The sequence below is a fragment of the Microcystis aeruginosa LEGE 91341 genome, assembly GCF_015206885.1.
In the GTDB taxonomy this organism is placed as follows: domain Bacteria; phylum Cyanobacteriota; class Cyanobacteriia; order Cyanobacteriales; family Microcystaceae; genus Microcystis; species Microcystis aeruginosa_H.
Genome location: NZ_JADEXY010000003.1, coordinates 67558 through 91596, shown reverse-complemented (window position 1 = coordinate 91596; position 24039 = coordinate 67558). Strand labels below are relative to the sequence as shown.

Genomic DNA, 24039 nt, shown 5'->3' with positions numbered 1-24039 from the left:
ATTTCCCTTGCTGTTTACTTAAGCTTGAATTAAAATGTCATTCTCATTTAGCACTGGGATGCCATTAAGAGTGGCAAAAAGTGCGCCATTACCTAATCCTGTCGTGGCTCCATTTTGATTGTAGAACAGATTACCTGTTGCTAGATTGTAAACGATTTTAGCATTACTCGAACCAACTAAATTTAGTTCGTTAGCCGTATCATTGATGGTGGCAAATTCGGCGGCTTGTAAGTTATTGCCAATGGTACTAACAAGAGCATTGAAGGAGGTTTTACTTAGGATAATTTTGTCATTTTCTTTGATAAAGTCACTGATACTATCAACTCCAAAGTCACTGCTATTAAAGATAGCACCACTGCCAAAGAGGAATGAGTCGCTGCCATCGCCGCCGGTGAGAATGTCATTTCCTTTTCCACCAATCAGGGTGTCGTTACCGGCACTACCGATAAGGGTGTCGTTGCCATCTAATCCCTTGAGTAGGTTATTGCCACTGTTGCCGGTGATGAGATTATCTAGGTTGTTACCTGTGCCGTTGGTGTTGTCATTGCCTGCTAAGGTGAGATCTTCGATGTTGACGGTGAGAGTGTAATTTACAGAGGATTTGATGGTATCTTTGCCCTCTCCACCATTTTCGATGACTACATCACGGCTGCTATCGACAATGTAGGTGTCGTCGCCAGGACCGCCTGCGAGTCGGTCATTTCCTGTGCCACCGTCGAGAATATCGTTGCCTTCACCGCCGTTGACGTTATCGTTACCTGCACCGGCATTGATGTGGTCGTCGCCGCTAGTACCGTTGATGGTTTCACTGCTGCTGCTACCGTTGATGGGGTTGAGTACGTTGAGGCTAAAGCTATCGTTGGCTTTTTCTCCGGCTGAATCGCTGGCGATTACTGTAAGGTTATAGATGCCGGAGGCGGTATCGGAGGGAGTGCCACTGAAGGTTCCTGTGGCGGCATCAAAGGTGATGCCACTGGGGAGGACTGTTTCTGTTGCTAGGGTGTAGGTGAGAGTATCTCCATCTACGTCGTTGAAGGTATTAGGGGGAATGGTGAAGCTGAAGGGTTGTCCTTCGGTGGCGGTTTGATTGGCTATTTTCTGTTGTAATGTGGGTGCATCATTGACGGGGTTAACTGTGACTAGGAAACTATCTTCAACAGTTTTACCGTTGGATGTTCCACGAATTGTCAGATTAGCTGTCCCAAATTTATTGTCTTGGTAGTCGAGGGTTAACTGATTGTTAACGATGGTAGCAGTGACTAATCCTGTATTGTCATTGAGGAATACTGATTTAACAATTAAAGCGATGTCATTATCAATATCGGTGAAGACGTTGGTTATATCAATGACGGTATTGGCTGCATCTTCGTTAACATTGACATCTGTAATCGGATTGAGGACGGTTGGTGCGTCATCTACTGGGTTAACTGTGATGACGAAGGTATTGTCAACAGTTTTACCGTTGGATGTTCCCCGAATTGTGATATTAGCTGTCCCAAATTTATTATCTTGGTAGTCGAGGGTTAACTGATTGTCAACGATGGTAGCAGTGACTAATCCTGTATTGTCATTGAGGAATACTGATTTAACGATTGAAGCGATGTCATTATCAATATCAGTGAAGACGTTGGTTATATCAATGACGGTATTGGCTGCATCTTCGTTAACATTAACATCTGTAATCGGATTGAGAACAGTTGGTGGATGATCGCTTGATTGTCCTTCAAGAATAGTTAAATTAAAGGAATTACTGACGCTAGTTTGCGCTGTATCGATCGCAGTTACAACAACGATTAAGGTTCCAGAACTGTCTGCGGTTGGAATCCCATTAAAGGTACGAGTTGCTGCATTAAAACTCAACCAAGTTGGTAAAGAATTACCATTTTCTAAGGTTGCTGTATAAGTGAGAACTTCATTGAGATCGTTATCAAAGAATGTGTTTTCTGGGAAAGTATAGCTAAAGGTTTGTCCTTCGGTGGTGGATTGAGAGGCGATCGCATTTAAGACAATCGGAACATCATTAACAGGATTAATGCTAATACCAAAGATATTATTATTTAAGGTATTAGTCCCATCTGTAACACTGAAATTAAAGCGATCTGAGATAGTTTCACTCCCATTATGGGTATAAGTTAGGAGGTTGTTATTAATCGCCTCTTGGGTAAATTGGGCATTCAGGGACAGGGGATTATTGTTGAGTTTGAGGATACCTTCAGATGGAAGGGTAGTTAAGGTATAGGTTAACTGGGTTGGGGTGTTATCAGCATCAGTAACTTGAAGCAAGCTAAGGCTAATAATAGCGGTGGCGGCTTCGTTGAGGGTTAATCCTTTGTTAACGCCTAAAATAGGAGTTTGATTAACGTTACTATTAGCGATTTGGGTGGTAGCTTGGGCATTTGTTGGCGTAATTTCCAGATTACCGACATTATCTACGGCTACGGTGTAGAAGGCGTAGAACTTGCCCGGTTGACCGCGATAGCTGGCTTCTGTGAGGGTGGTATTGTCGAGCCAGAGGGTAAAGTTACCGCCATTTTCGGAGACATAGACATCGAAGGAAGCAATCCCGGAACCGTTCTCATCGTCGTTACCCGTCCATTTCACCAGGAAATCGGAAGTATCAACGGTATTTGCCAGGGATTCGACCTGACTGCTGGGTTTTCCTGCGTCCAGGGTGTTAAAGATGGGTGGGGTATCGATGGGTGCTTCGTTATCGAAGACGATGGTGGCCTGAGCATCGATGACGGTTCCGGTGGTGACATTGCGACCGGGACGAATGGTGTAGTTGACGAAGCCATCGCCAATACCTGTATCGTTGTTGGGGGGAAGGAAGCCGATACTGGGATCTTGGGGGATTTCGCCGGTGTTGGGATCGATGGTGGTCAAGGTCCAAAAGGCTTGTTTGCTGGCGATGTCGATTCCAGCAGCCACATCGACGAGGAATCCTTTGGTGGCGGTGAGGTCTAATCGTTGGCTATAGAAGGCGACGTTATCGGGGACATCGAAGGTGAGGCCACTCCAACCGAAGTCACCGAGGCGGAAGGTGCGGAGGTCGAGGTCACTGTCGAGGGGATGAGTGATGGTGACGACCTGCGCGGGTGCGGTGGCTGTGGCTTGGTTTTCAAAGCGGATGGTATAGGGAAGGGTCGAGGTGGAGAGGAGCCAGTTTTCTTCACCGAATCCATCGGGTCCAACGATATCGTTGGGGTCTGAGGGGCGGATGATACGGGTTAACGCCCCTGCAACTGGACCTAAGAACCATCCTGGTCCGATCCATGCAGGTATCCGATTCCATCTCTGTCTCCACCAACTATATCTGGGAACACCTTGATGAGCTCCTTTCGGCACAAATCCTCCCCCTCTTACGCCACCGTATCCACCAAAAGGGTCAACTTTGTAATGTTGTCGAGGTGTGAGATATTCACCATTTAATCGACCAATAGGATTATTCTGATCTCTCAACCATTTTGGAGCCCAGGATGCACGGCTCGGGATGGCATGACTAAATTGTTTTCCTGCTTGTACACCGACATTTCTCACACCTGCTATTGCTCCACCTCCCAAAGCTCCTATACCAGCAGAAACACCTACACTTCCCCAATCCACTCCCTGTTGCAATCCTAATAAGTTACCAACTCCTTGAACTGCCAGATCTGTGCCTGCTCCTATTGCTGCTCCAGTGAAAGCCGCAATTGCTATTGGAATCAATGGAACAAGATTTCCTGACGGATCACTATAGCTAACTGGGTTATTAAAGGTGTAACGATAGAGATTTGCATCTCGTCCCTCAATCCCTATCGGATCAACCGCCGTAAACTTACCTGTATTTGAGTCATAATATCTCGCTCGCATAAAGGTTAAACCATTACCTTCATCCATCACACCCCATTGACCCACATACTCAAAGGGGTTAGAAATCGTCTCAGATTTACTTAAATCTTGCCCAAAAGGCAGATAGCTATACTGATTCAAATAACTGCCACTATTACCCGTTAAACCGACAATAGAACCGATCGCATCCGCATCATAGAAACTCGCCCCACTCCCATCAAAGCGACTAACTAATCCCAAACCGTGAGCATAACTGGCAATGAGACTACCCGTACCGTTATACTCCCCAACCACATCCCCTAAACCAGTGGGATCGACCAAATATTCAGTCCGTTGTCCATTGTAAATCGTCGCGATCCGATTACCGATCGCATCATATTCATAAATCCACGCATCACTTCCCGAATTAACCCCAACCAGACGATTCTCACTGTCATAACGATAATCCCAAGTTTGGCTGCCGTCCTGTTTGCGAATCAAATTGCCATCGGTATCATAAGTAAAAGTAGCCCCTCCCGCACTGGTGTACTGATTCAGATTATTGGTACTGTAATTCGTTGCTACTCCGCTATCGGTGACAGCAATCCGATTACCCGCTGCATCATAGCGATATTGAATCGTGCGTCCATTAGACAAACTGACCCCAGTTAACTGTCCGATCGCATCGTAGCTATAATTCGTTGTTCCCTCTAGCGTCGTCATTGAGGTACGACGACCCATGACATCGTAGGTGTAATCATAACGGGAATTAACCGTGTTATCGGCTTGATAATTCACCAAACTCAACAACTGTCCCGCAGGATCATAGTTGTAGGTTGTATAAGTTCCGTTGCCATTATCTTCCCGTGTCAGACGACCGATCGCATCGTAGGTATAGGTGATAATATTCCCACCATTGCCATCGGTTAATTGAGAAAGCTGTCCTAAATCATCGTAGCCATAATTCACCATCAAACCATCGCCATTCGCCATCCGATTGCGACGACCCGCATTATCGTAGCCATACTCCACATAACGTCCCGCACCGTAGGTTACTTTCGTCAGGCGATCGGCATTATCATAAGCATAGGACACGCTACTATCAGCATCGATCGCCGAGAGAAGATTACCCCGTCCGTCATAGGTGAAAGCTGCAAAAGTGCCGTCTGTATATTGCTTGCGGGTTAGTAGTCCCTGGCTGTTGTAGGTGTATTCAATCGGTTGTCCGCGACGGTTTGTCGAGACACTGACATTACCAAAAGCATCACGGCTAAAGGTTTCTTTACTACCATCGGCATAGGTAATCGCCGTCAAATTACCTTTATTATCGTAACTGTAAGAGAGGGGATTCCCTTTTTGATCCTGTACCGAAGCTAATTGATTAAAGGTCGGTTCGTAGGCGAATTTAACCTGTTGTCCCAAGGTATTACGCGAGGTTAAAACATTGCCTTTCTGATCATAGGTAAAGACCGAAGCGGTATTATCAGGAGCAATCAAACTCGTCAGATTTCCATCGCTATCGTATTGGAAGCGCGTCAGGCGATCGAGGGGATCTTCCAGTCGTCCCATCAACCCAAATTCATTAAATAACATCTGGGTTTGGGAACCGATAGCATCAGTAACTGTCACGCCACCCGTCGCATCATATTGATAGTTCGTGACCCTTGCGCCGTTATTCCAGCTTTCCTGCGTCACCCGTCCCTGACTGTCGTACACAAAAGCTAGGGTCGAATTATCCGAGAAAGTGACGGATTTAATCGCCTGTTGACTCCCCACCGCCGCCGAAGCATCGTAATAGGTGTAGCGAGTCGTTCCTTCCGGTGTGGTGACACTTAATAAATACTGTCCAGTAGCATCATATTCATAATTGCTCGTCTGGCCATCTTCTTCCGTAACCTGCGCGATCCTTCCTTGAGCGTTATAGCTAAAAGCAAGGCTATTTCCCCAGGTACTTTCTAAGCGGGTTAATCGACCATCACCGTAACTCGCCGTCAGTCGGATACCGTTCGTATCTTCGATATAGTTAAATTTACCATCGGCTCTGAATACCGTTAAGGTTCCATCTGCTTCCCGTAGGTGATAGATTCCTTGCGATACCGTGAGTGTGCCATTATCCCCCACTGACGGGCGATAAGTACCATCAGGCTCTACGCTAAAAAGTCGAGGAGTATTGCCGTAGAGAATCGTAACATCGCCATTGGTATTCGTGAGGTTAATTTCCCAAGGAGAGGAACCCCCGCGCCCAAAAGGCCCGACAATCAGGCGATCTTCAAGAGATCCATCCCAACCCGTACCAACAATGGAATTGCTACTCTGCTGAAGCTCGAAGGCGAGTAAAATATTGACATCGTGAACGTAGTTCCCCAATTGGCTGAGGGAGTTGGCATTTTCTGCTAAGGTCGCTTGATAGCTTACCGTCGTCGTCCCGACGGAGTTCGTGAAGTTTTGCCAAATTGCGTCCCACGCCTCCGAGGAAACGTGAGCGGGGCGGGTTTCGGCTTTTAACTCAGTCCAATCCAGTGTTTCGTTCTCCGAGGCTTGCGAAAGGGAGAAATTAACGATGTTAGCGGTAACGGTCGGGACGAAACGAACGGAAAATCCTCCTGTTTCACCAGGGGAGAGAATCCCCGCTGGTCCTGTTTCGTCGATACCGAGGATTTGGATGCTGGGATTCCCGGCTCCTCCTTCGTTGGGAAGGGTAAAGTTGGCATTATCAGCCCCTAAAGTGAGTAGCGGCGCGACAATATCCGTCTCACCCGTATTGGCATAGTTAATGACAATAACGCCTGTTTCTCCCGGACGCAAAGCCGCCGGTGCCATCAACTGGGTTTCGAGTTTTCCTACCACCCCGTCGGTGACGGTAAAAATATCATTGGCGAGGGCGACTTTACTACCATCCTCCAGACGAACATCGTACAATCCGGTCGCCAACCCGCGCAGGTCAAAGGTCGCCCACATTTCGGTGGTATCTTTCCACCAAACTTTACTAGCAGCGCGAGTGGTTCCGTCGTTGGCAATCAGGCTGATTTCGCCATCAGGGGTAAATTTCGCCCCCTCAATCGCCATCGTGACTTGACCGCGATTGCTGCCTTTTTTGGTGCTTATGTCTTGAATCGAAAAATCAATGATTTCTGCTTTTAAAGAATAGCTGGGCAGCCCTATCCCGATAATACGGGGGCGCGGATCAACAATGGTACTGCCGCCACCGCCACCGCCACCGCCACCCGAACTTACGGCATTGATGAAGTAATTTCTAGTGGGTGTATTTGGAGTTTCTGGTTCAGTGAGCCGCAATTGGGGGGCAGAAGTGAGGATATAATATGATCCCCCACGGGTGGAGTCGATCGTAATTTCTTGATCTTCTGATAAGCCCTCAGAAAAAGAGTAATCATATTCAGTCGGAGTGGGAACGGCTCCATGACGAACATAGATGGTACTGCCTTCAATTGCGACCGGAAAGGATTTTACGACATTGTAATTGCTTGCATCGAAGGCGGAAACTCCAGTACGACCATCGAGGGTTAGTTTCAGGGTTTCTCCTGCGACAACATCAACTTTGTAATAAAAAGACTCTTGGGGTAAATTACCAGCCGAATAGGTCAGAGTGGAAACGCCATATTGAGCCGCAATTTGGGCGATTTCTGCAATTTCTCGCTTGAGTCCTGGGGAGGTATAGTATCCCCCTACGGCAGTTCCCAGGGTAAGGCTGGCTACATCGACGTTAAATTGATTGAGAGAAGCTTTGAGGTTATTGCTTTCATTGGATTCGGCAATATTGTTGCGGATATCACTACGGATAATAACGTGATAGTTTCCCGTCGCAACACCGGGGAGATTTGCTGTGACTGTTCTACTATAGCTACTACCGCTATTTAAGGGACCAGATACATTGACTTGACTAAACAGTAAATCATTAATATCCCATCGATCGTCAGCAGAGATATAGATAGAATCCTGCCAATTGCCAATTGCCGATTCTACCCCTTGATTATCTACCGTATAGGTAATCGTCGCGCTACGTCCAGGCGTTCCACTAGCCGGAATCGTAATAGTTCCCGCCACCAAATCAGTTGGGACAGCAGCAACGATAGGAATAGAGGTATTAGTAACGAAAATGTTGTTATTTTCTCCCTCCCGCTCGTACACACTATTCGTAGCATCAGCAATAGCAACCAGATAATAATCGCCTGTGAGGCCACGGGGTACAGTAAAGCGATTGGTTTTCGTGTATGTTTGTCCGCTGTTTAAGCCTTCGCGATCGCCAACAAAACCGAGATATATATCGTTAGCTGGATCGAAAAAGCGATCGCGTGAGAGATAAAAATAATCTCGCCAACCGCTACTGCTATTGAATCCTTCATTGTTTACTGTCCACGTTAGCTCTAATGACTGTCCACTAACGGCTTGAGTAGGAGTCACCAGATTATTAACAACTAAATCAGGAACTTGACTGAGGGCAATATTTGAGGGGGTAACAGCTACACCGATGTTGTTATTTTCTAAGGCATCTTCGGTGATGTAGTTGTAGATATCGGTACTAACTAAAACATAGTAATTGCCTTGAATATCAGCGGGTAATGTAAAGGTTCGAGAAGTTTGATAGGAACCTGATGGGTCAAGATTACGAGATTGATAGATCGTGCCTAGAGAAAGGTCTCCTTGATTTAAAATAGCGTCAGTGGAGAGAAAAACTTCGTCGTACCAGTAAGAAAAATTAGTGGTGTTCTCGCCTAGATTTTCTACTTTCCAAGTTACGGTAAATGGTTGTCCAGAAACGCTTGTAGAGGGAGCAGTTATCTGAGTTACTTGTAAGTCTGGAGTTCGTCGGACTACCTGAATTGGAATAGCAGCAGAACTATTATTATTTTCTCCGCTTGCTTCATAAACATTTTGATTGGCATCGGTAACAACAAAGAGGTTATAATCTCCACTCGTGAAATTAAAAGGAATCGTTACTAATTCACTACGAGAGTAACTTCCCCCCACGTTCAGCAACCTGTTTTGGCTAAAATCTCTGGTATTAAAACCATCATTCCTGGCTAAAATAAAATCATCATTGTTTCCTAAGATATTGTCTCTCGAGATGATCACGCGATCGCTCCAACTGTTACCCGCAGTATCACCAATTCCCTGATTAGTAGTTGTCCAATTAACCCGCAGGGATTTACCGTTTTCTACCATCGCTTGCGAGGTATTACCAGAAACGATTAAATCCGCCGGACGAGAGGTAATAGTAATAACTTGACTATCAAAATTACTGTTGTTGTTGTTGTCTAATTCAAAGACTTGGTTACTACTATCTGCGATCACAAATAAATAAAAAGTACCTGTTAGGGTATTCGGGAGGGTAAAAGTAGCAGAAGCCGTATAAAACTCATCGACATTCAACGCGCCAAAGCGAGAGCGATCACCCAACTTATAATCCGTCGCAATATCTAATTTGTTATCAGTAGATAGATAAAAACTATCGCTCCAGCTATTGTTAGGTGTGCGCGTAGAACCGTAGTTAGTAACTCGATAATTAAATGTTAGTGGACGACTAGCAGTTGCACTAGCAGGTGCATCCACAAAATCCACTTCCAAATCAGGCGGCGGCGTTAACCGAATATTAACGGGATTGGCGGTAGAACTGGTGTTATTTTCTTTGAAAGCCTGCTCAAAAACGTAATTTCCGGCATCTGTCCTGACGAGGAAATAATAATTGCCACTGATGCCAACCGGAAGTTCGACTTCTTTGGAAACGGTATAACTCGCACCAGAGTCAAAAACAGCAAAGCTATTATATTGTTGTCGCCCTAGATAATAGTCCGTTCGGGTATCAATGGTTTGATCTAATGACAGGTAGATATCATCATACCAATAGCGACCGAAGGTTTTTCCTGCACCTCGATTTTCGACTGTCCAATTGAGGTTGATCTTTTGTCCAGAAAATATAGAAGCCGGGACAATGATCGATGCAATCTGTAAATCTGGCGGCGGCGTTAAATCTACATCAGTAACATTACTTGCGGTTATATTATCCCCTTCGCGATCAAACTCCCAAACTTGATTAGTTCCGTCCGCCTGTACCAGAAAATAATAATTACTGTCAATCCCTACCGGAAGCGTCACATTTAAAGTGTTGCTATAACTTTCGCCAACGTTGAGATAACTGGAGTTGGCTGCTTGACCAAGATAGATATCGCTATTGTCTAAAGTTTGATCGAGGGATAGCCACACTCGGTCATACCACAAGGGAGTATTGGTATTGCCATTTCCTGTATTGGTAACGACCCATTTTATGACTGTTTCTTGACTAGAAAAAGCCGTTGTTGGCGCAGTAACACTGGCTACCTGAAGGTTGGGATAGGGGGAGAGACTGACATTAATTGGGCGATCATCGATACGGCTATTATTATTTTCTGTGCCGGGACGTTCTTTGATCGCGTTGTTGGCATCGGTCGTTACCACCAGCCAGCGATCGCCATTGGTTGCTAGGGGTAAGGTCACCGTCTGGGTGCGATCGATGGATGCACCGGGGGCAAGCGTCCCAGTGAAGCTAAAGGAACCCAAAAATTGATCGTTGCCGATCGCTCCATTCTCGGAAAGATAAACGTAATCGACCCAAGTTCCCGATGCGGTGATATTTCCTTGATTAGTCACTCTCCAAGTCACGTCGATCGCCCCACCGGATCGGGCATCGAGGGGAGCAACAATATTGCTCACCACCAAATCGGGCAAGTCGTCACTGGCAATAGTTAGGGTTGCGGTGGCTTGGGAACCGAGGGTCGCGCCGTTAGTAGGATCAACCAGACTCAAAAGAATTGTTTCATTTGCCTCTAATTGCTCATCATTGACAATCGGAAGCGTCACCGTCTTACTGGTTTCACCGGAGGCAAAGGTGACGGCGATCGGGGTGTCGAGGTAATCATCGGGGGCAGTAGCAGTTCCATTCCGAAGCAGCAGCGTCACTCCCACAGGGACAGAGGTAATTCCCGCACGATTGACGGTGACTTGCGCTGCCGGTACTCCATTTTCTCCGGCGTTATAAGTACGAGAGCTAAAGTTTAGTTCAATATCATCATCAACAATCGTAACAACCGCTGTATTTTGTCCCCGAATAATCGCGCCCCCTGTGGGGTTGCTCAGGGTTAGATTAATCGTTTCATTTGCCTCATAAACCGTGTCGTTCACAATCGGGATAACGACGGTTTTACTGGTTTCTCCATTGGCAAAATTAACAATAATCGGGGAGCTATTATAGTCGCTAGGAGCGGTAGCACTGCCATTGAACAGATTAATCGTTGCGCTGACCTCGCCATCGCTGCCGCCGCTACGCATCACCGTTACCTGAGTGACTGCCGTTCCATTCTCGTTGATGCTATAAGACGACTGACTGAAGGAGAGAATACCTTGTTGGGGCGGATCGTTATCGAGAATGGTTAGGGTGGCGGTTTGTTGGGTTCCTAATGTTGCGCCACCTGTTGGGTTGGTTAGAGTGAGGTTAATCGTCTCGTCGGGTTCGTAGATCGCATCGTTAACAATGGGAATGACAATGGTTTTGCTAGTTTCCCCCGGGGTAAAATTCACCGTAACGGAAGCATTGTTATAATCTCCTAGTGCGATCGCTGTTCCATCGGTTAGATTAATTGTCGCGCCAACGTTGCCATCACTGCCCTCAGTCCGGATCACAGTAACAGCGACGATTGCACCCCCATCTTCCCGAACAGTGAACTGGGCATTACTAAAGGATAATTTGCCATAAACGGGTAGATCGTCGCTAACAATGGTTAGTACCGCCGTATTTTGTACCCCGATCACCGCTCCCGCACTCGGATTAGAGAGGGTTAGATTGACCGTTTCCTCCGGCTCAAAGCGAGTATCGTTAATTATCGGGATGGTGACGGTTTTACTCGTTTCCCCGGGGGCGAATGTCACCGTGAGCGGGGAGCTATTATAGTCACTCCCTGCGATCGCCGTGCCGTTACTCAGGTTGAGGGTGACACTCACCGACTCGGTGATGATGCCGCTACGCTCGATCGTCACTGGTGCGATCACCGTCCCGTCTTCATTGACTCGGAAGGTAGCCGCACTGAAGGAGAGAATCGCCGAAGCATTAATGCCAATCGGTACAGCACGGACATTATTTGTGTTATCGACCTCGCCTTGAGCATTGGAATTGTCGGCCACAAACAACAGGAAGCGATCGCCAGATACATTACTCGGTAAAGCGATGTTACGGCTAATGGTGTAGCTGGCTCCGGCGGCGAGGGGCGTTTGGCTGGCGATCGCTTCCGAGGTGATGAATATATCGGACCCATCGAGTAGGCTATCTCCTGACAGGTAAACCGCGTCCGACCAATCTGCCGAGGCTTCCGAAGTTCCCTGATTGCTGGTTGTCCACGACACAGCAATATTACTGCCCGTGATTGCGGTTGTTGGCGCATTAGCTGTGGAGACGATCAGATCGGGAGCCGTTACCACAATTTCAACGACTCGCTGGTTATTCGTCTCGTTGATTTCTCCCTGATTGCCGGAACCATCGGCCACGAAGATCAGGTAACGCGTACCGGGGGTAATACTGGCTAGGTTAACAGTTTTGTTGATCGTGTAGCTGCCGTCTGCAGCGAGGGGGGTTTGGGTGGTGATCGCTTCGTTGACGAGGAGCGTATCGGAGCCGTCTAGGGTCTGGTTCAAGGATAGGTAAACGTAATCCCGCCAATCTTGGGGAGCTTCCCCTGTCCCTTGGTTTTTTACCGTCCAAGACAGGGTAATGGGGTTGCCGATGATGCCCCCACTTGGAGCGATCGCTGATTCAAGGACGAGATCTGCTGAGGAAATATTGATTGGCAGGGCAAATGTATTGTCATTCTCGTTAGTTTCACCCTGCCCATTGCCATAATAATAGGCATCATCCGCGACAAAGAGGAGGAAACGATTGCCCGTTGTCGTCGTAGGTAGGGTGATATTAAGGGTCCCAGTGTAATTGCTACCCGTTGCTAGGGGCGTATTACTGCCCGCCCAACGGGCGCCCAAGTAGCGATCGCTTCCCCCATTAAAGGTCGCATCATCGGACAGGTAAACCGAATCGTACCAATCGGCGTTAGCGGGGAAAAGACCCGAATTGGCCACTGTCCAGGTGACAGCGATTGTACTGCCTAGGGAAACCGAACTGGGTGCCGTCGCCCCCGTCACTGTTAGGTTCGGCGCGTTGAGGGTAAAGGGAACCGAGCGAACGTTATTATTCTCGTTGCTTTCTGCCTGATTAGCGTTCGCATCGGCAACAAACAGCAGATAACCACTACCGCTTGAAGCCACATTCGGCAGGGTAATCGTCCGGTTAACCGTATAGCTGAGTCCGGCGTTTAAGGGCGTTTGGGTGGCGATCGCTTCCGACGTAATCAGGGTATCGCTAGAGGGATTCCAGACCTCGTCCGTGGAAAAGTAGATGCGATCGCTCCAATCGGCGGGTGCTGTCACGGTACTGGTATTGGTAACTGTCCAAGAAACGTCGATCGCTCCTCCTAAAACCCCTGAACTAGGAGCCGTCGCTGCCGACACCGTGAGATCGGGAACCCCAATCGTGATCGGAACGGCACGAACGTTATTATTTTCATCCGTTTCACGCTGAGAGTTACCCCACCAATAGGCATCATCGGCTAGAAATAAGAGAAAATAGTCTCCGGCGGGACGGTTGGGTAAGGTGACATTACGAGTAAAGGTGTAGCTATTCCCTGCCAGCAGAGGGGTTTGGGTCGATATTAGATCACTGGCAATCCGAACGTCATTAAAACCCTCAAAGGTATTATTCGTGGACAGATAGACCGAGTCGTACCAATCAGCCGCAGCATCCACCGTTCCTTGATTTGTTACCGTCCACGACACCGCAATACTCTGACTAGCAATGCCGTTCGTGGGCGCAGCCGCAGCAGAAACCACCAGATCGGGAACAGCGATCGCAATGGGCAGCGAGCGAACATTATTATCTTCGTTGGTTTCCCCTTGCTGGTTACTGCGATCAGCACGGAACAGCAAATTATAATTCCCCGCAACCACACTCGGCAGGGTGACAGTTCGCTCAATGGTGTAACTGCTGTTGGGATTTAAGGGGGTTTGGGCGGCGATCGAAACCGTGCCAGAGGTGATGGAGAGATCATCGAAATCTCCCCAGATCGTATTCGTCGATAAACGAACTTCATCGCTCCAATCCGCCGAGGCTAGGACATCACCCCCATTGGTTACTGTCCAGGAGACATTGAAGGTTCCACTGGTAACTGCTGTGGTGGGAGCGGTGGCAGCAGTGACGGTCAGATCGGGTGCGGTGAGGGTGATGGGAGTAGCAATGATATTGTCGGTTTCGTTGGTTTCTCCCTGTCCTCGGTAAACGTCGGTGACAAATAACAGGTAGCGATCACCAATACTGGTAGCGGGTAAGAAGATGTTCTGATTATTGGTATAACTGGCATTAGGGGCGAGGGAATTCGGTCGGTAAAATTCGCCAATATTCACATCATTACTATCTAACAGCCCATCGTCGGATAAATAAACGCGATCATACCAACCCGCAAGGGCAGAAACCGTTCCCGTATTCGTGACTCGCCAAGAGAGGGGAACTGTTTGACCAAGTACCGCCGCCGAGGGAGGAGATGTGGGGTTAGAAATGACGAGATTTGGTGCGTTGACAGCGATCGCAACCGAGCGAATATTATCGGTTTTATTACTCTCTAATTGCCAATTATAGTTATCTGTCTTAACCAGTAAATACCCGTTGCCCGCCACTGTGTCGGGAAGGGTGATATTTTGGGTAACGTTATAGGCTTCATCGGGATCGAGGGGGAGATTGGCAAAGGTGGAAGCCCAGATTTCCGTGAGATAAATATCGTCACCATTGCCAAAAACGGTATCCGATGAGAAAACAATTCGGTCATACCACGAAGATGTGTTGGTGACTTGCGTTCCTTGGTTCTGCACTGTCCAAGATAGGGCGATTGTCTGTCGGGTGCTGGCGGTACTGGGGGCTGTGAAGTTAGTAATAATTAAATTGGGTGCAGTAATATCAATCGCTTGAGCATAAACGTTATCGTTTTCGTTTGATTCTGTTTGGTAGTTATAAACATCTGTTCTCACTAGCAAATAGCCGTTACTTACTACACTACTGGGTAAGGTAACGTTACGACTTACTGTATAGGTTTCATTGGGTTCTAAGGGTAAGCCGTTGCTACTGGAGATAAATTGTTCAGTAAGATAAATATCATCACTATCCCCATAGATGTCATTGGTAGAGAAGACTACCTGGTCGTACCAGTAGGAACTTCCTGTAGTCACAGAACTGTCATTTTTTCCCGTCCACGATAGGGTAATAGTCTGACCAGCAGTAGCGTTGGTGGGAGCGGTGAGATTACTAATAATTAAATTGGGTGCAGCAATATCAATCGCTTGAGTATAAATGTTGTCGTCTTCGTTTGATTCTCCTTGGTAGTTATAAGCATCTGTCTTAAATAGTAAATAGCCACTTCCTCCTGCACCACTAGGTAAGGTAACGGCACTACTTACTGTATAGGTTTCATCGGGTTCTAAGGGTAATCCATAATAGCTGTAGATATAAGAGTCAGTCAAATAAATATCATCACTATCCCCATAGATGTCATTGGTAGAGAAGACTACCTGGTCATACCAGTAGGAACTTCCTGTAGTCACAGAACTGTCATTTTTCCCCGTCCACGATAGGGTAATAGTCTGACCAGCACTAGCGGTAGTCGGTGCTGTTACTTCAGTAATAATTAAATTGGGTACAGCAATATCAATCGCTTGAGCATAAATGTTGTCGTCTTCGTTTGATTCTCTTTGGTAGTTATAAGCATCTGTCTTAAATAGTAAATAGCCACTTCCTCCTGCACCACTGGCTAGGGTGACACTGGTATTAACCGTATAAGTTTCATTGGGTTCTAAGGGTAGTCCATAATAGCTGTCAATATAGTAGTACCAGGTTAGGGAAATATCATCACTATCCCCATAGATGTCATTGGTAGAGAAGACTACCTGGTCATACCAGTAGGAACTTCCTGTAGTCACAGAACTGTCATTTTTCCCCGTCCACGATAGGGTAATAGTCTGACCAGCACTAGCGGTAGTCGGTGCTGTTACTTCAGTAATAATTAAATTGGGTACAGCAATATCAATCGCTTGAGCATAAATGTTGTCGTCTTCGTTTGATTCTCTTTGGTAGTTATAAGCATCTGTCTTAAATAGTAAATAGCCACTTCCTACTGCTTGTACGGGTAGAGTAACGGTACTACTTGCTGTATAGGTTTCATTGGGTTCTAAGGGTAAGCCATAATTGTATATGTAAGAGTCAGTCAAATAAATATCATCACTATCCCCATAAATATCATTGGTGGAGAAGACTACCTGGTCATACCAGTAGGAACTCCCCGTCGTCACAGAACCGTCATTTTTTCCCGTCCACGATAGGGTAATAGTCTGACCAGCACTAGCGGTGTTCGGTGCTGTTACTTCGCTAATAATTAAATTGGGTACAGCAGTATCAATCGCTTGAGCATAAACGTTGGAGAAAGCATCCCCCGACACCCCTTCACCATTTAATGTCGGCCAATCTTCCCAGGTATCGGTTGCGGGATTATAACGGACAGAACCGTTAGCAATAACTAGATTCTCTAAACTTTCCTCGCTATCATCGCGCAAATTCCTGTTTAAGTCAATATAATCATCATTGCCATCGCCTCTAAAGTCGGCGGCATAGATATAAGTTCCGTCAGCGGCCAGACTGCCGCCAGCACTAACTCCGTAGTCGAAAGGTACTGCCGCTAATTGTTCCCAACCCAATTCCTGAAACATCGAAGAGGAGGTAGCAGTTGCTGTTTCCTGTACTGACAGAGGATTACTCATATCCTTAGCTCTAACACAAACAAGGTTAATACTGGGGCGTTCATCGTTGACTATTTCTCTGGAAGTTTAGCCCAAGCTAACTAGCTATGTCAAGAAGTTTTCAGTAATTTCATCTAGTCTTTTGAAAAACTTAACCAAATTTAGAGCATATAGCTATTGGCCATCCGCTTATTAATTCTATATCCTGAGTTATAAATGTTGAGATTATTTGGGCTGCCACCGGTAATGCGATGTTGATATTGTTAAGTTTTATTAATAGCTTAATCTCTATGGTTTTCATAGTCTCAAAGCAATGGTTATCCTCCTGTGTGAATTAGGAGGAAAATTTAAGCTGGTATCTCCCATTCAGCCGCTCGTAACTAGATAAGAGAAACTGTAGCGATTAATAAGTGCCTAAGCAAAATTAATTACACATTATAAGCCGCTACTCTGTCACTAAACACAGAAAACGGGTTCCTTGGAGAAACCCGTTGTCTTGGGCGACAAACCAGAATTTTCAGGTTTGATTAACTGATTTAAATAGCCTTGAAAATCTGAGATTGAGTCAAGAGTAATCGCTTGTCTGTGGAGATTTTTTAGAAGAGAAGTGTCTTTAATTTGGCTAATCTTATTAACCAGTTCAGAAGGCACATTCTCAAATCCAATCTCAAGGGCATCAATGACAGATTCTCTCATCCCCTTTTCCATTCCCATTCTTTCAACACTGGTAATATAAGGCATTCTTTTTTCCTCCTCGTACTGATTTAATTCTTGTTGAAACTCCTGTTCTAATTCAGCGGGTAAGCTCATCAGCCAATCGATAAACTTAAAGAGGTTGAGAATATCCTCTCGTTGATAACCCTGTTCGTACAACCGTTTAGTTAATGTTAGTTTCGCTTCTTTGCGGGGGAGATAGGAGAATAAATAAAAGCAATCTCCTGAATACTGACTCCTAACTCCTAACTCCTGATAACTGATAACTGATAACTGATAACTGATAACTGATAACTGAAAAGTTCCGCTAATCTTTAGATAAATTGCGAGAAACATACCAAGTAAAACCACCGCCGATAACTGCCATAACTGCTAAAGCTAATAGTACCGGTCGGAGTCCGAATTGAGTTTCGGCGATACCCGCAACAGCTAAGGGTAAAGAGAGGGCAATATTAACGGCATTGTTTTCTAAACCAAAGACTTTACCGCGCATTTCGGGGGGTGTATCTGCCTGTAGGGTAGTTTGCATGGGAACCCCGACTAAAGCGGCAAAAATCCCTAATAAAGCGGTCATAGCGAAGGCTAAAATTAAACTTTTTGTTGCTAGGGATAAACCGATTAAAGCTGCCGCCATACCCAGGGAACCCCAGAGACTTAATTGGGTGTGGGAGAATTTTTGACCCCAATAACCCAAAGTAATGGCACTAACTGCCATTCCTGCACCACAGGAGGCTAATAAAAAGCCAAATTGAGAAGCTTTTAACCCGGGTAGTTTTTCGGCCATACTGACAGCTAATACTGATAGAGCTGCAAAAATACAGAATAAGATGACTAATTGAATTAGAGCGTTACGAACTTTATGATTTTTGTTGAGGTAACGAATGCCGTCGCGGATATCTTCCCAAACATGGGGCTGTTCTGCGGTAGGAATAACATATTTTTCGCTAGTTCGCAGGATAATTAGAATTAAACCGGCAATTATATAAAAACCACCGACAATCATCACTTTGCCAATATCAAATTGTCCGGCTCTCGTGCCGAAAATGCTATCGGCAAAAGCTAATAGAGGTTCACCGATGGCAAAACCGATAATTAATACTGCCATGGTGGTTAAAGTGTTGAGGGAATTAGCGGGTAGAAGATGACGACGTTTTACCACCAATGGCAGGGTAGATTGTTCGGCAGGGGCAAAAAATTGGGTTAAGGTGGAGACAAGAAAAGTAATGACTAACAACAGGAAAAAACCGAAGGGTAAGTTAAATTCTCCTTGTAACCGGTAATGCCAATTTCTTAAACCGTCAGGCAACCAACCGAGGGGAACGGCTAAAGTTTGCTCGCGCACTAACCATAATAATAGGGGAATGACGAGGACAAAAGCCCCGCGTAAAAGGTTAGAAATAACTAAAACTTGTTTTTTTAACCATCTATCAACATATACACCCGCCACCGAACCCACTAACACTGCCGGAATTGTATTAGCAATCATTATCGCCGATACCCAGCCACTAATCGATTGATCGGCTTTTTGGTAATGGGTGGCAATTAGGGAGATCATCAGGACTAAATAGAATTTATCCGCCAATTGGGAAAAAATTCCCCCCGCCCAGAGAATGAGAAAGCGCGGGTTTTTTAGCACTGGGGCAAAACCCTGACTGGGATTGGATTTGGGCGCACGTTTAGGCAAGCGGTTCATGGTTTCTGCGTCGGATTGCCTCGGTGAGGAATCGGAAGAATTAAAAACAGGTGTGGAAGAGTCGCTAGACGTAGCGTCGTCAGTTTCTGAGTCAAACAGTTGCATTATGATGATTTTTGCTATCTGTTTAAAATTCTAAGGGAGATAAACCCTCAACTAATGCCGAGGAGCGAAAAGTTTTTCCCAGATGATATTGAGTATAGCTGCGCAGCAAACGATCGAGGTTAATCCAAGCTAGTTCTGAGGTAAGGTTTTCTTCTGGGGGAAAATCTGTTTTTCCTAGACATTGCAGTAATTGCAGTTCTTGCAACGTCAGTTTACTATCGATTTTGGGCGGGTTGATTGTTTCTGTTAGGGCAGCTAGATCTATTATTCCCCCTGCCTCGAAACTAAATCCTAGGCAATTGTCCCCAATTAAAGCTTTTCCCGTCAACAGGCAGTTATGGACTTGCGGCACTAAGCCAGCAATTATTAAGAAATGAAAAATTGCTTGACAAAGGTAGGGAAGTATGTATTCATTCTCGTCGAGGACTTCAATTCTGGCCAGATGGCTGCAGATTAACTCGTATAATTCCCTCTGGGGTTGTTCGCTCAGGGCGATCGCCAAAACCAGTTCGCAGAGGTATTGACTAACGGTGAGTTTGGCAAGATTTTGACTTAATTTGGGATAAGATTCGATAGTTTCAGCTTGAACGACCTTATCTAGGGATTTTCCTGCGACTATCAACAGATTATTGACCACAAATAGTTCACTTCTACCCCGCAGGGAAGATTTATACTTGCGCGCACCTGGAGCGATGGCTCTAATTAAACCATATTCGGCGGTCAAAATAGTTAAGAGGCGATCGGCTTCTCCGAAGGCCATTCCTTGCAGATTGATTCCAGTAGCTTGATAGGTACGAGACATCATTTAATAATTAACTAGCTGATTGTCTCCCCAAGAAGACTTGAGCTAATCACCAAGCACAGGGGAATCAGTCAGGACTATGGAGGTTAGCGGACTCGAACCGCTGACATCCTGCTTGCAAAGCAGGCGCTCTACCAACTGAGCTAAACCCCCGATCTGGTTTTTAGGACACTTTCGTTATCATAACCTATAGTGAAAAATATTACAAGTTAATTTTTCCCTTACTTGCCATGTCTTATCTAGTCGCCACTTTTTACCAGTTTGTGGCTTTGTCAGATTATCGTCAAAAACAGCCAGAAATACAAAAATACTGCCAAGAAAGAGGAATTAAAGGAACTATTCTTCTGGCAGCTGAGGGGATTAACGCAACGATCGCTGGGAACCGTCAAGCGATCGCCGAGGTGATTAGTTGGTTAAAAACCGATACTCGTTTAGCTAACCTAGAAGTGAAAGAGTCTGTTTGTGATTATTTGCCCTTTCAACGCTTAAAAATTCGCTTAAAACAGGAAATTGTGACTTTTGGTCAACCCAAGGCTAATCCTCTCGAAAAAACAGGAATTCATCTCAAAACTGAAGAGTGGAACCAATTGCTGAAAGAGCCGGACGTGGTAGTTATCGATACGCGTAATAATTATGAAGTGGCGATCGGTACTTTTGCGGGAGCGCTTAACCCAGAAATCGAGCATTTTCGCCAATTTCCTGAGTATATTCAGGAAAATTTTGATAGTATTAACGATAAAAAAATAGCTCTTTTTTGTACGGGGGGAATTCGCTGTGAAAAGGCGGCAGCTTTTTTATTAAATCAAGGCTTTTCTCAAGTTTATCAGCTAGAGGGAGGTATTTTGAAATACTTAGAAGAAGTTAGTCCCGATCAGAGTCTTTGGCAAGGAGAATGTTTTGTTTTTGATCAAAGAGTGGCACTAACAGCTAATCTAGAGGTAGGACATTATGAAATGTGTCCCGCTTGCGGTCATCCCATCGATGAAAAAGATAAACAGTCCCCCAATTACCGAGCAGGAATATCTTGTCCTTATTGTAGTTAATTTTATCCTATCGTCCCGCTATCATCTCCCTACTTTTCTAGTATCTGGTTACTTTTTTTTGCGGATTTGTGTACCAGAAATCATGTCATGAAGGGCGCGTTTTTTCTTTGTCCAGGCTGCCAGTAAAAAGCCCAAATATAAGGGAGCAGTGGAGAGAACTTTTAGTAAGTAGCGGCGATTGGCTCTTGCAAAAGATATGCGTCGGCCTTGGCTATCGGTGACAGATAAATCAAAAAACATTTTACCAATGGTGGCTTTAAAAAGATATTCTAAGAAAACATAATATAACCATTTAATAACTATTCCTAAACCGAGGGCGCTAAGAATGGCAATATGCTCGTGAGTAAAGTTAAGTTTGGCTTGAATATTATAGATAATTGCCGCTATAAATAAAGCAAAACCGATAATTGTTGTTCCAGCTGCACTTAATCCTGCTGCATAGTAAACCCAGATTTCTTTGGGAATATCAAAATCAAGATTTAAATCTTGAAAAGTTGACCATTGTTGTAAGCGAAAACAGATATAACCACCTAATAAAGCGGCGATAATAAAAACGATAAAAGAATCAATTAAAGAAGCTTTGAAACGGAGCCAAAACCCAGCATAACTGGGAGAAATTGCGGCGAGTAAAGAAATAATTGCAGGATTGGGAATAGGAATAATTTTAGGTTTTTCAGGAGGAGAATTTTTAGTTTTTTTAGTTTGATGGGGATTGGCTTTAATATCAGTAATAATTTTTAGCAAAGTTTTGGTGTCTTTAGGTCGATCAATAGGTTTTTCTGCCATTAAATTATCAATAAAATCTGCTAATCGAGAAGGAATATTTTGGGCATATTTACGCCAATTAAATTCATTAGTATTAATATTATAAATTTTCTGGTCACTGGGTTCTTTACCAGTTAACAAAAAGACGAAAGTTTTGCCCAAAGCATAAAAGTCTGATTGGGGGACAGAGTGACCAAGAGATTGTTCAGGAGGAGCATATCCGGGGGTATAAATTCCTGTATTTTTACCTCCTGCTAGGACGGTTTTAGTCACTTGTCGCGCTGCCCCAAAATCAATTAAAACTAATTGACCATCGGGTTTTAAGATAATATTAGAGGGTTTGATGTCGCGATGATAGAATTTATGTTTATGAACTTCATGGAGAATATTAGCCAACTGACTTAACCAATCCAAAGCGAGATTATAATCAATCGGTTTAAATCCTCTTTGTTTTTGATATTCTTCCAAGTCAATACCAGCAATTTTCTCCATGACTAAACAGTGTAAAACAGTTTGACTCTCCCGGGGATGATAAATAAAATAGTTTTCTCCTTTGGGAATACCGGGGTGATTTAATTGTTTTAAAAGATTGGCTTCCTGTTGAAATAAATCAATAGCTTTGCTAGAATCATAGGTAAGAACTTTTAATACTTTAGGTATTTTACGTTCATCTATCACTTCATAGGTATTACCAAATCCACCTTTGGCACTCAATAAATTTGTGACTCGATATTTACCATTTAAAAGCAAGTCGGAACCACAGGATTGACAGTAACGACTCTCCGTGATACTTTTCGGTTTGGGACAATGAGGATTAATACAAAAACTCATAGATTTTATTGGTAGAGTAACAAATAAACTTGATGATAACAATATTCTCTGATATATTTAAGGTTTGTTGCCAAGAAAAAAGCCGCGCAATCCCAAAGTTACCACGGCACTTAAAAAAGCGACAATCATGGGGATAATCAGGGATTTAAACCCTTTCAAGTCCGCAATATCTTTAACTAAGATTGCATAATTATCCTCGACTTTTTCCAGTCGTTTATCTATTGTTTCGACTTTCTGATCAAGAGTTTTAATATCTCCCTTGATTTCCGTGACTTCCACCTTTAAATCATTAACATCTTTTTGGAGACTGTCAAATTTTTGATCCATATCTCTTTGGAGAGTGTCGATTTTCTGATCCACATCTCTTTGGAGACTGTCAAATTTTTGATTAACATCTCTTTGGAGATTGTCGATTTTACTCTCGATCCTTGTCAGGACAGATTCAAGGGAATAGGTAACGGTTTCGCTAGTTTGTGTCACAATTAAAACCCTCTTGTTGATATAGCCAAATATAATTAGGTTATACTAAAAAAGTTTTTCGTTGGTGTGGGGTGTGGGATTTTACCGATTTTCAGGGAAAAAGTCCCTGAATTTTCCCTCTGACCACTCCAATGGCCAGCACTGTTTGATTTGAAAAAAGCCTAAAGATATTATCCAACAAAGTTTTTAGATTTATTCAGCCAGCCTCAATTATTCCCCTATTGCCTATTACTAGGGACTAAGGACGATTTCGCTACCGAAAAATTTCAATTGTGGCCAGAGATCGATCATGGTAATTTAAGAAAGCGATCGGGGAACTCTAACAGGGAATATCCCGACCCTAACCAGGGAGTGGCTGTTTAACTGTCTGTCCTATGTACAAGTCTATTACTGTTTTAACGCTGCTGACGGGAATTATCGCCGTTGACGTGGTTTTTGCTCAATCCACTGTTAATCTTCCTATCGCAGTTCAACAGGGAGAATCCTACGAAGGATTATTGACTAGAGCATCGCAATTAGCAGAGAAAACTATCATCAGTCGTTTTAATCAACAACAGGGTATTAATAAAATTGATTTATTAATAACCGCCGAAAAATCAGGGGCGATCGCACCTTTGCTCTCGGTGAAGGTGTCCCGTCAAGATTGGTTTGGTCATCCCAATATTCAACGCTGGAGAAATGTTTTTCCCTTTGGCAAAGATATCCTCGGTTTTAGCTCTCCCGCACCCGTCGTTACCCCGAAAAGTCCCCCCGCTGCCGTTAATCCCACGCCATCTTCAGCGCCATCTCCGGGTGCCACCACTCCTCCCACTGCTTTACCCTTCGAGGATGAACCGAATAATGCTCCCCCAATCCCTATTCCTAACCAAAGATTAACCACTCCAGCTAATCGTTAACCGATAGGAAAAGGAGGGGCTTTCGGCAGATATATTGAC

Annotated in this window: 8 protein-coding genes and 1 tRNA gene; 2 read left to right on the top strand and 7 right to left on the bottom strand. The window is 44.8% G+C overall.

Features of this window, described 5'->3' with window-relative positions:
• Window positions 1–18 precede the first annotated feature (18 nt).
• From IQ234_RS01215 to IQ234_RS01195, 5 genes are all read right to left on the bottom strand, one after another.
• A complete protein-coding gene (locus tag IQ234_RS01215) occupies window positions 19–16692 on the bottom strand; it encodes a CARDB domain-containing protein (RefSeq protein ID WP_193955721.1) in 16674 nt (5557 codons plus the stop codon).
• A gap of 435 nt (window positions 16693–17127) precedes the next feature.
• On the bottom strand, window positions 17128–17721 hold the full coding sequence (locus IQ234_RS01210) for a hypothetical protein (protein ID WP_228008307.1): 594 nt from the start codon (window positions 17719–17721) through the stop codon (window positions 17128–17130).
• A complete protein-coding gene (locus IQ234_RS01205; RefSeq protein WP_193955720.1) occupies window positions 17693–19183 on the bottom strand; it encodes an MFS transporter in 1491 nt (496 codons plus the stop codon). Before IQ234_RS01205 ends, IQ234_RS01210 begins: the two co-directional genes overlap by 29 nt.
• Before the next feature lie 22 nt (window positions 19184–19205).
• On the bottom strand, window positions 19206–19988 hold the full coding sequence (gene recO / locus IQ234_RS01200; RefSeq protein ID WP_193955719.1) for a DNA repair protein RecO: 783 nt from the start codon (window positions 19986–19988) through the stop codon (window positions 19206–19208).
• A 77-nt stretch (window positions 19989–20065) separates the two neighbouring features.
• A tRNA-Ala gene (locus IQ234_RS01195) sits at window positions 20066–20138 on the bottom strand.
• Between the two features lie 77 nt (window positions 20139–20215).
• On the opposite strand from IQ234_RS01195, the gene IQ234_RS01190 reads away from it, so the two are divergent.
• The gene (locus IQ234_RS01190; RefSeq protein WP_193955718.1) at window positions 20216–21028 is read left to right on the top strand and encodes a rhodanese-related sulfurtransferase; all 813 of its coding nucleotides are present in this window, start codon (window positions 20216–20218) and stop codon (window positions 21026–21028) included.
• 48 nt (window positions 21029–21076) lie between these two features.
• Here IQ234_RS01190 and IQ234_RS01185 read toward each other — a convergent pair whose 3' ends face one another.
• Entirely contained in the window at window positions 21077–22624 is a 1548-nt protein-coding gene (locus tag IQ234_RS01185; protein WP_193955717.1) for a protein kinase domain-containing protein, read from the bottom strand.
• Between the two features lie 57 nt (window positions 22625–22681).
• Window positions 22682–23104, bottom strand: a complete 423-nt coding sequence (locus IQ234_RS01180; protein ID WP_193955716.1) for a polyhedral envelope protein — start codon at window positions 23102–23104, stop codon at window positions 22682–22684.
• Between the two features lie 374 nt (window positions 23105–23478).
• On the opposite strand from IQ234_RS01180, the gene IQ234_RS01175 reads away from it, so the two are divergent.
• Window positions 23479–24000: a hypothetical protein gene (locus tag IQ234_RS01175; RefSeq protein ID WP_193955715.1), complete on the top strand. Its 522-nt coding sequence runs from the start codon at window positions 23479–23481 to the stop codon at window positions 23998–24000.
• The last annotated feature ends 39 nt before the right edge of the window (window positions 24001–24039 follow it).

What these genes read in the sequence shown, in the direction of transcription:
- IQ234_RS01175 (WP_193955715.1), top strand. Translation starts at nt 23,479, where the DNA reads ATGTACAAGTCTATTACTGTTTTAACGCTGCTGACGGGAATTATCGCC.
- recO (WP_193955719.1), bottom strand. Translation starts at nt 19,988, where the DNA reads ATGATGTCTCGTACCTATCAAGCTACTGGAATCAATCTGCAAGGAATG.
- IQ234_RS01215 (WP_193955721.1), bottom strand. Translation starts at nt 16,692, where the DNA reads ATGAGTAATCCTCTGTCAGTACAGGAAACAGCAACTGCTACCTCCTCT.
- IQ234_RS01205 (WP_193955720.1), bottom strand. Translation starts at nt 19,183, where the DNA reads ATGCAACTGTTTGACTCAGAAACTGACGACGCTACGTCTAGCGACTCT.
- IQ234_RS01210 (WP_228008307.1), bottom strand. Translation starts at nt 17,721, where the DNA reads ATGTTTCTCGCAATTTATCTAAAGATTAGCGGAACTTTTCAGTTATCA.
- IQ234_RS01185 (WP_193955717.1), bottom strand. Translation starts at nt 22,624, where the DNA reads ATGAGTTTTTGTATTAATCCTCATTGTCCCAAACCGAAAAGTATCACG.
- IQ234_RS01190 (WP_193955718.1), top strand. Translation starts at nt 20,216, where the DNA reads ATGTCTTATCTAGTCGCCACTTTTTACCAGTTTGTGGCTTTGTCAGAT.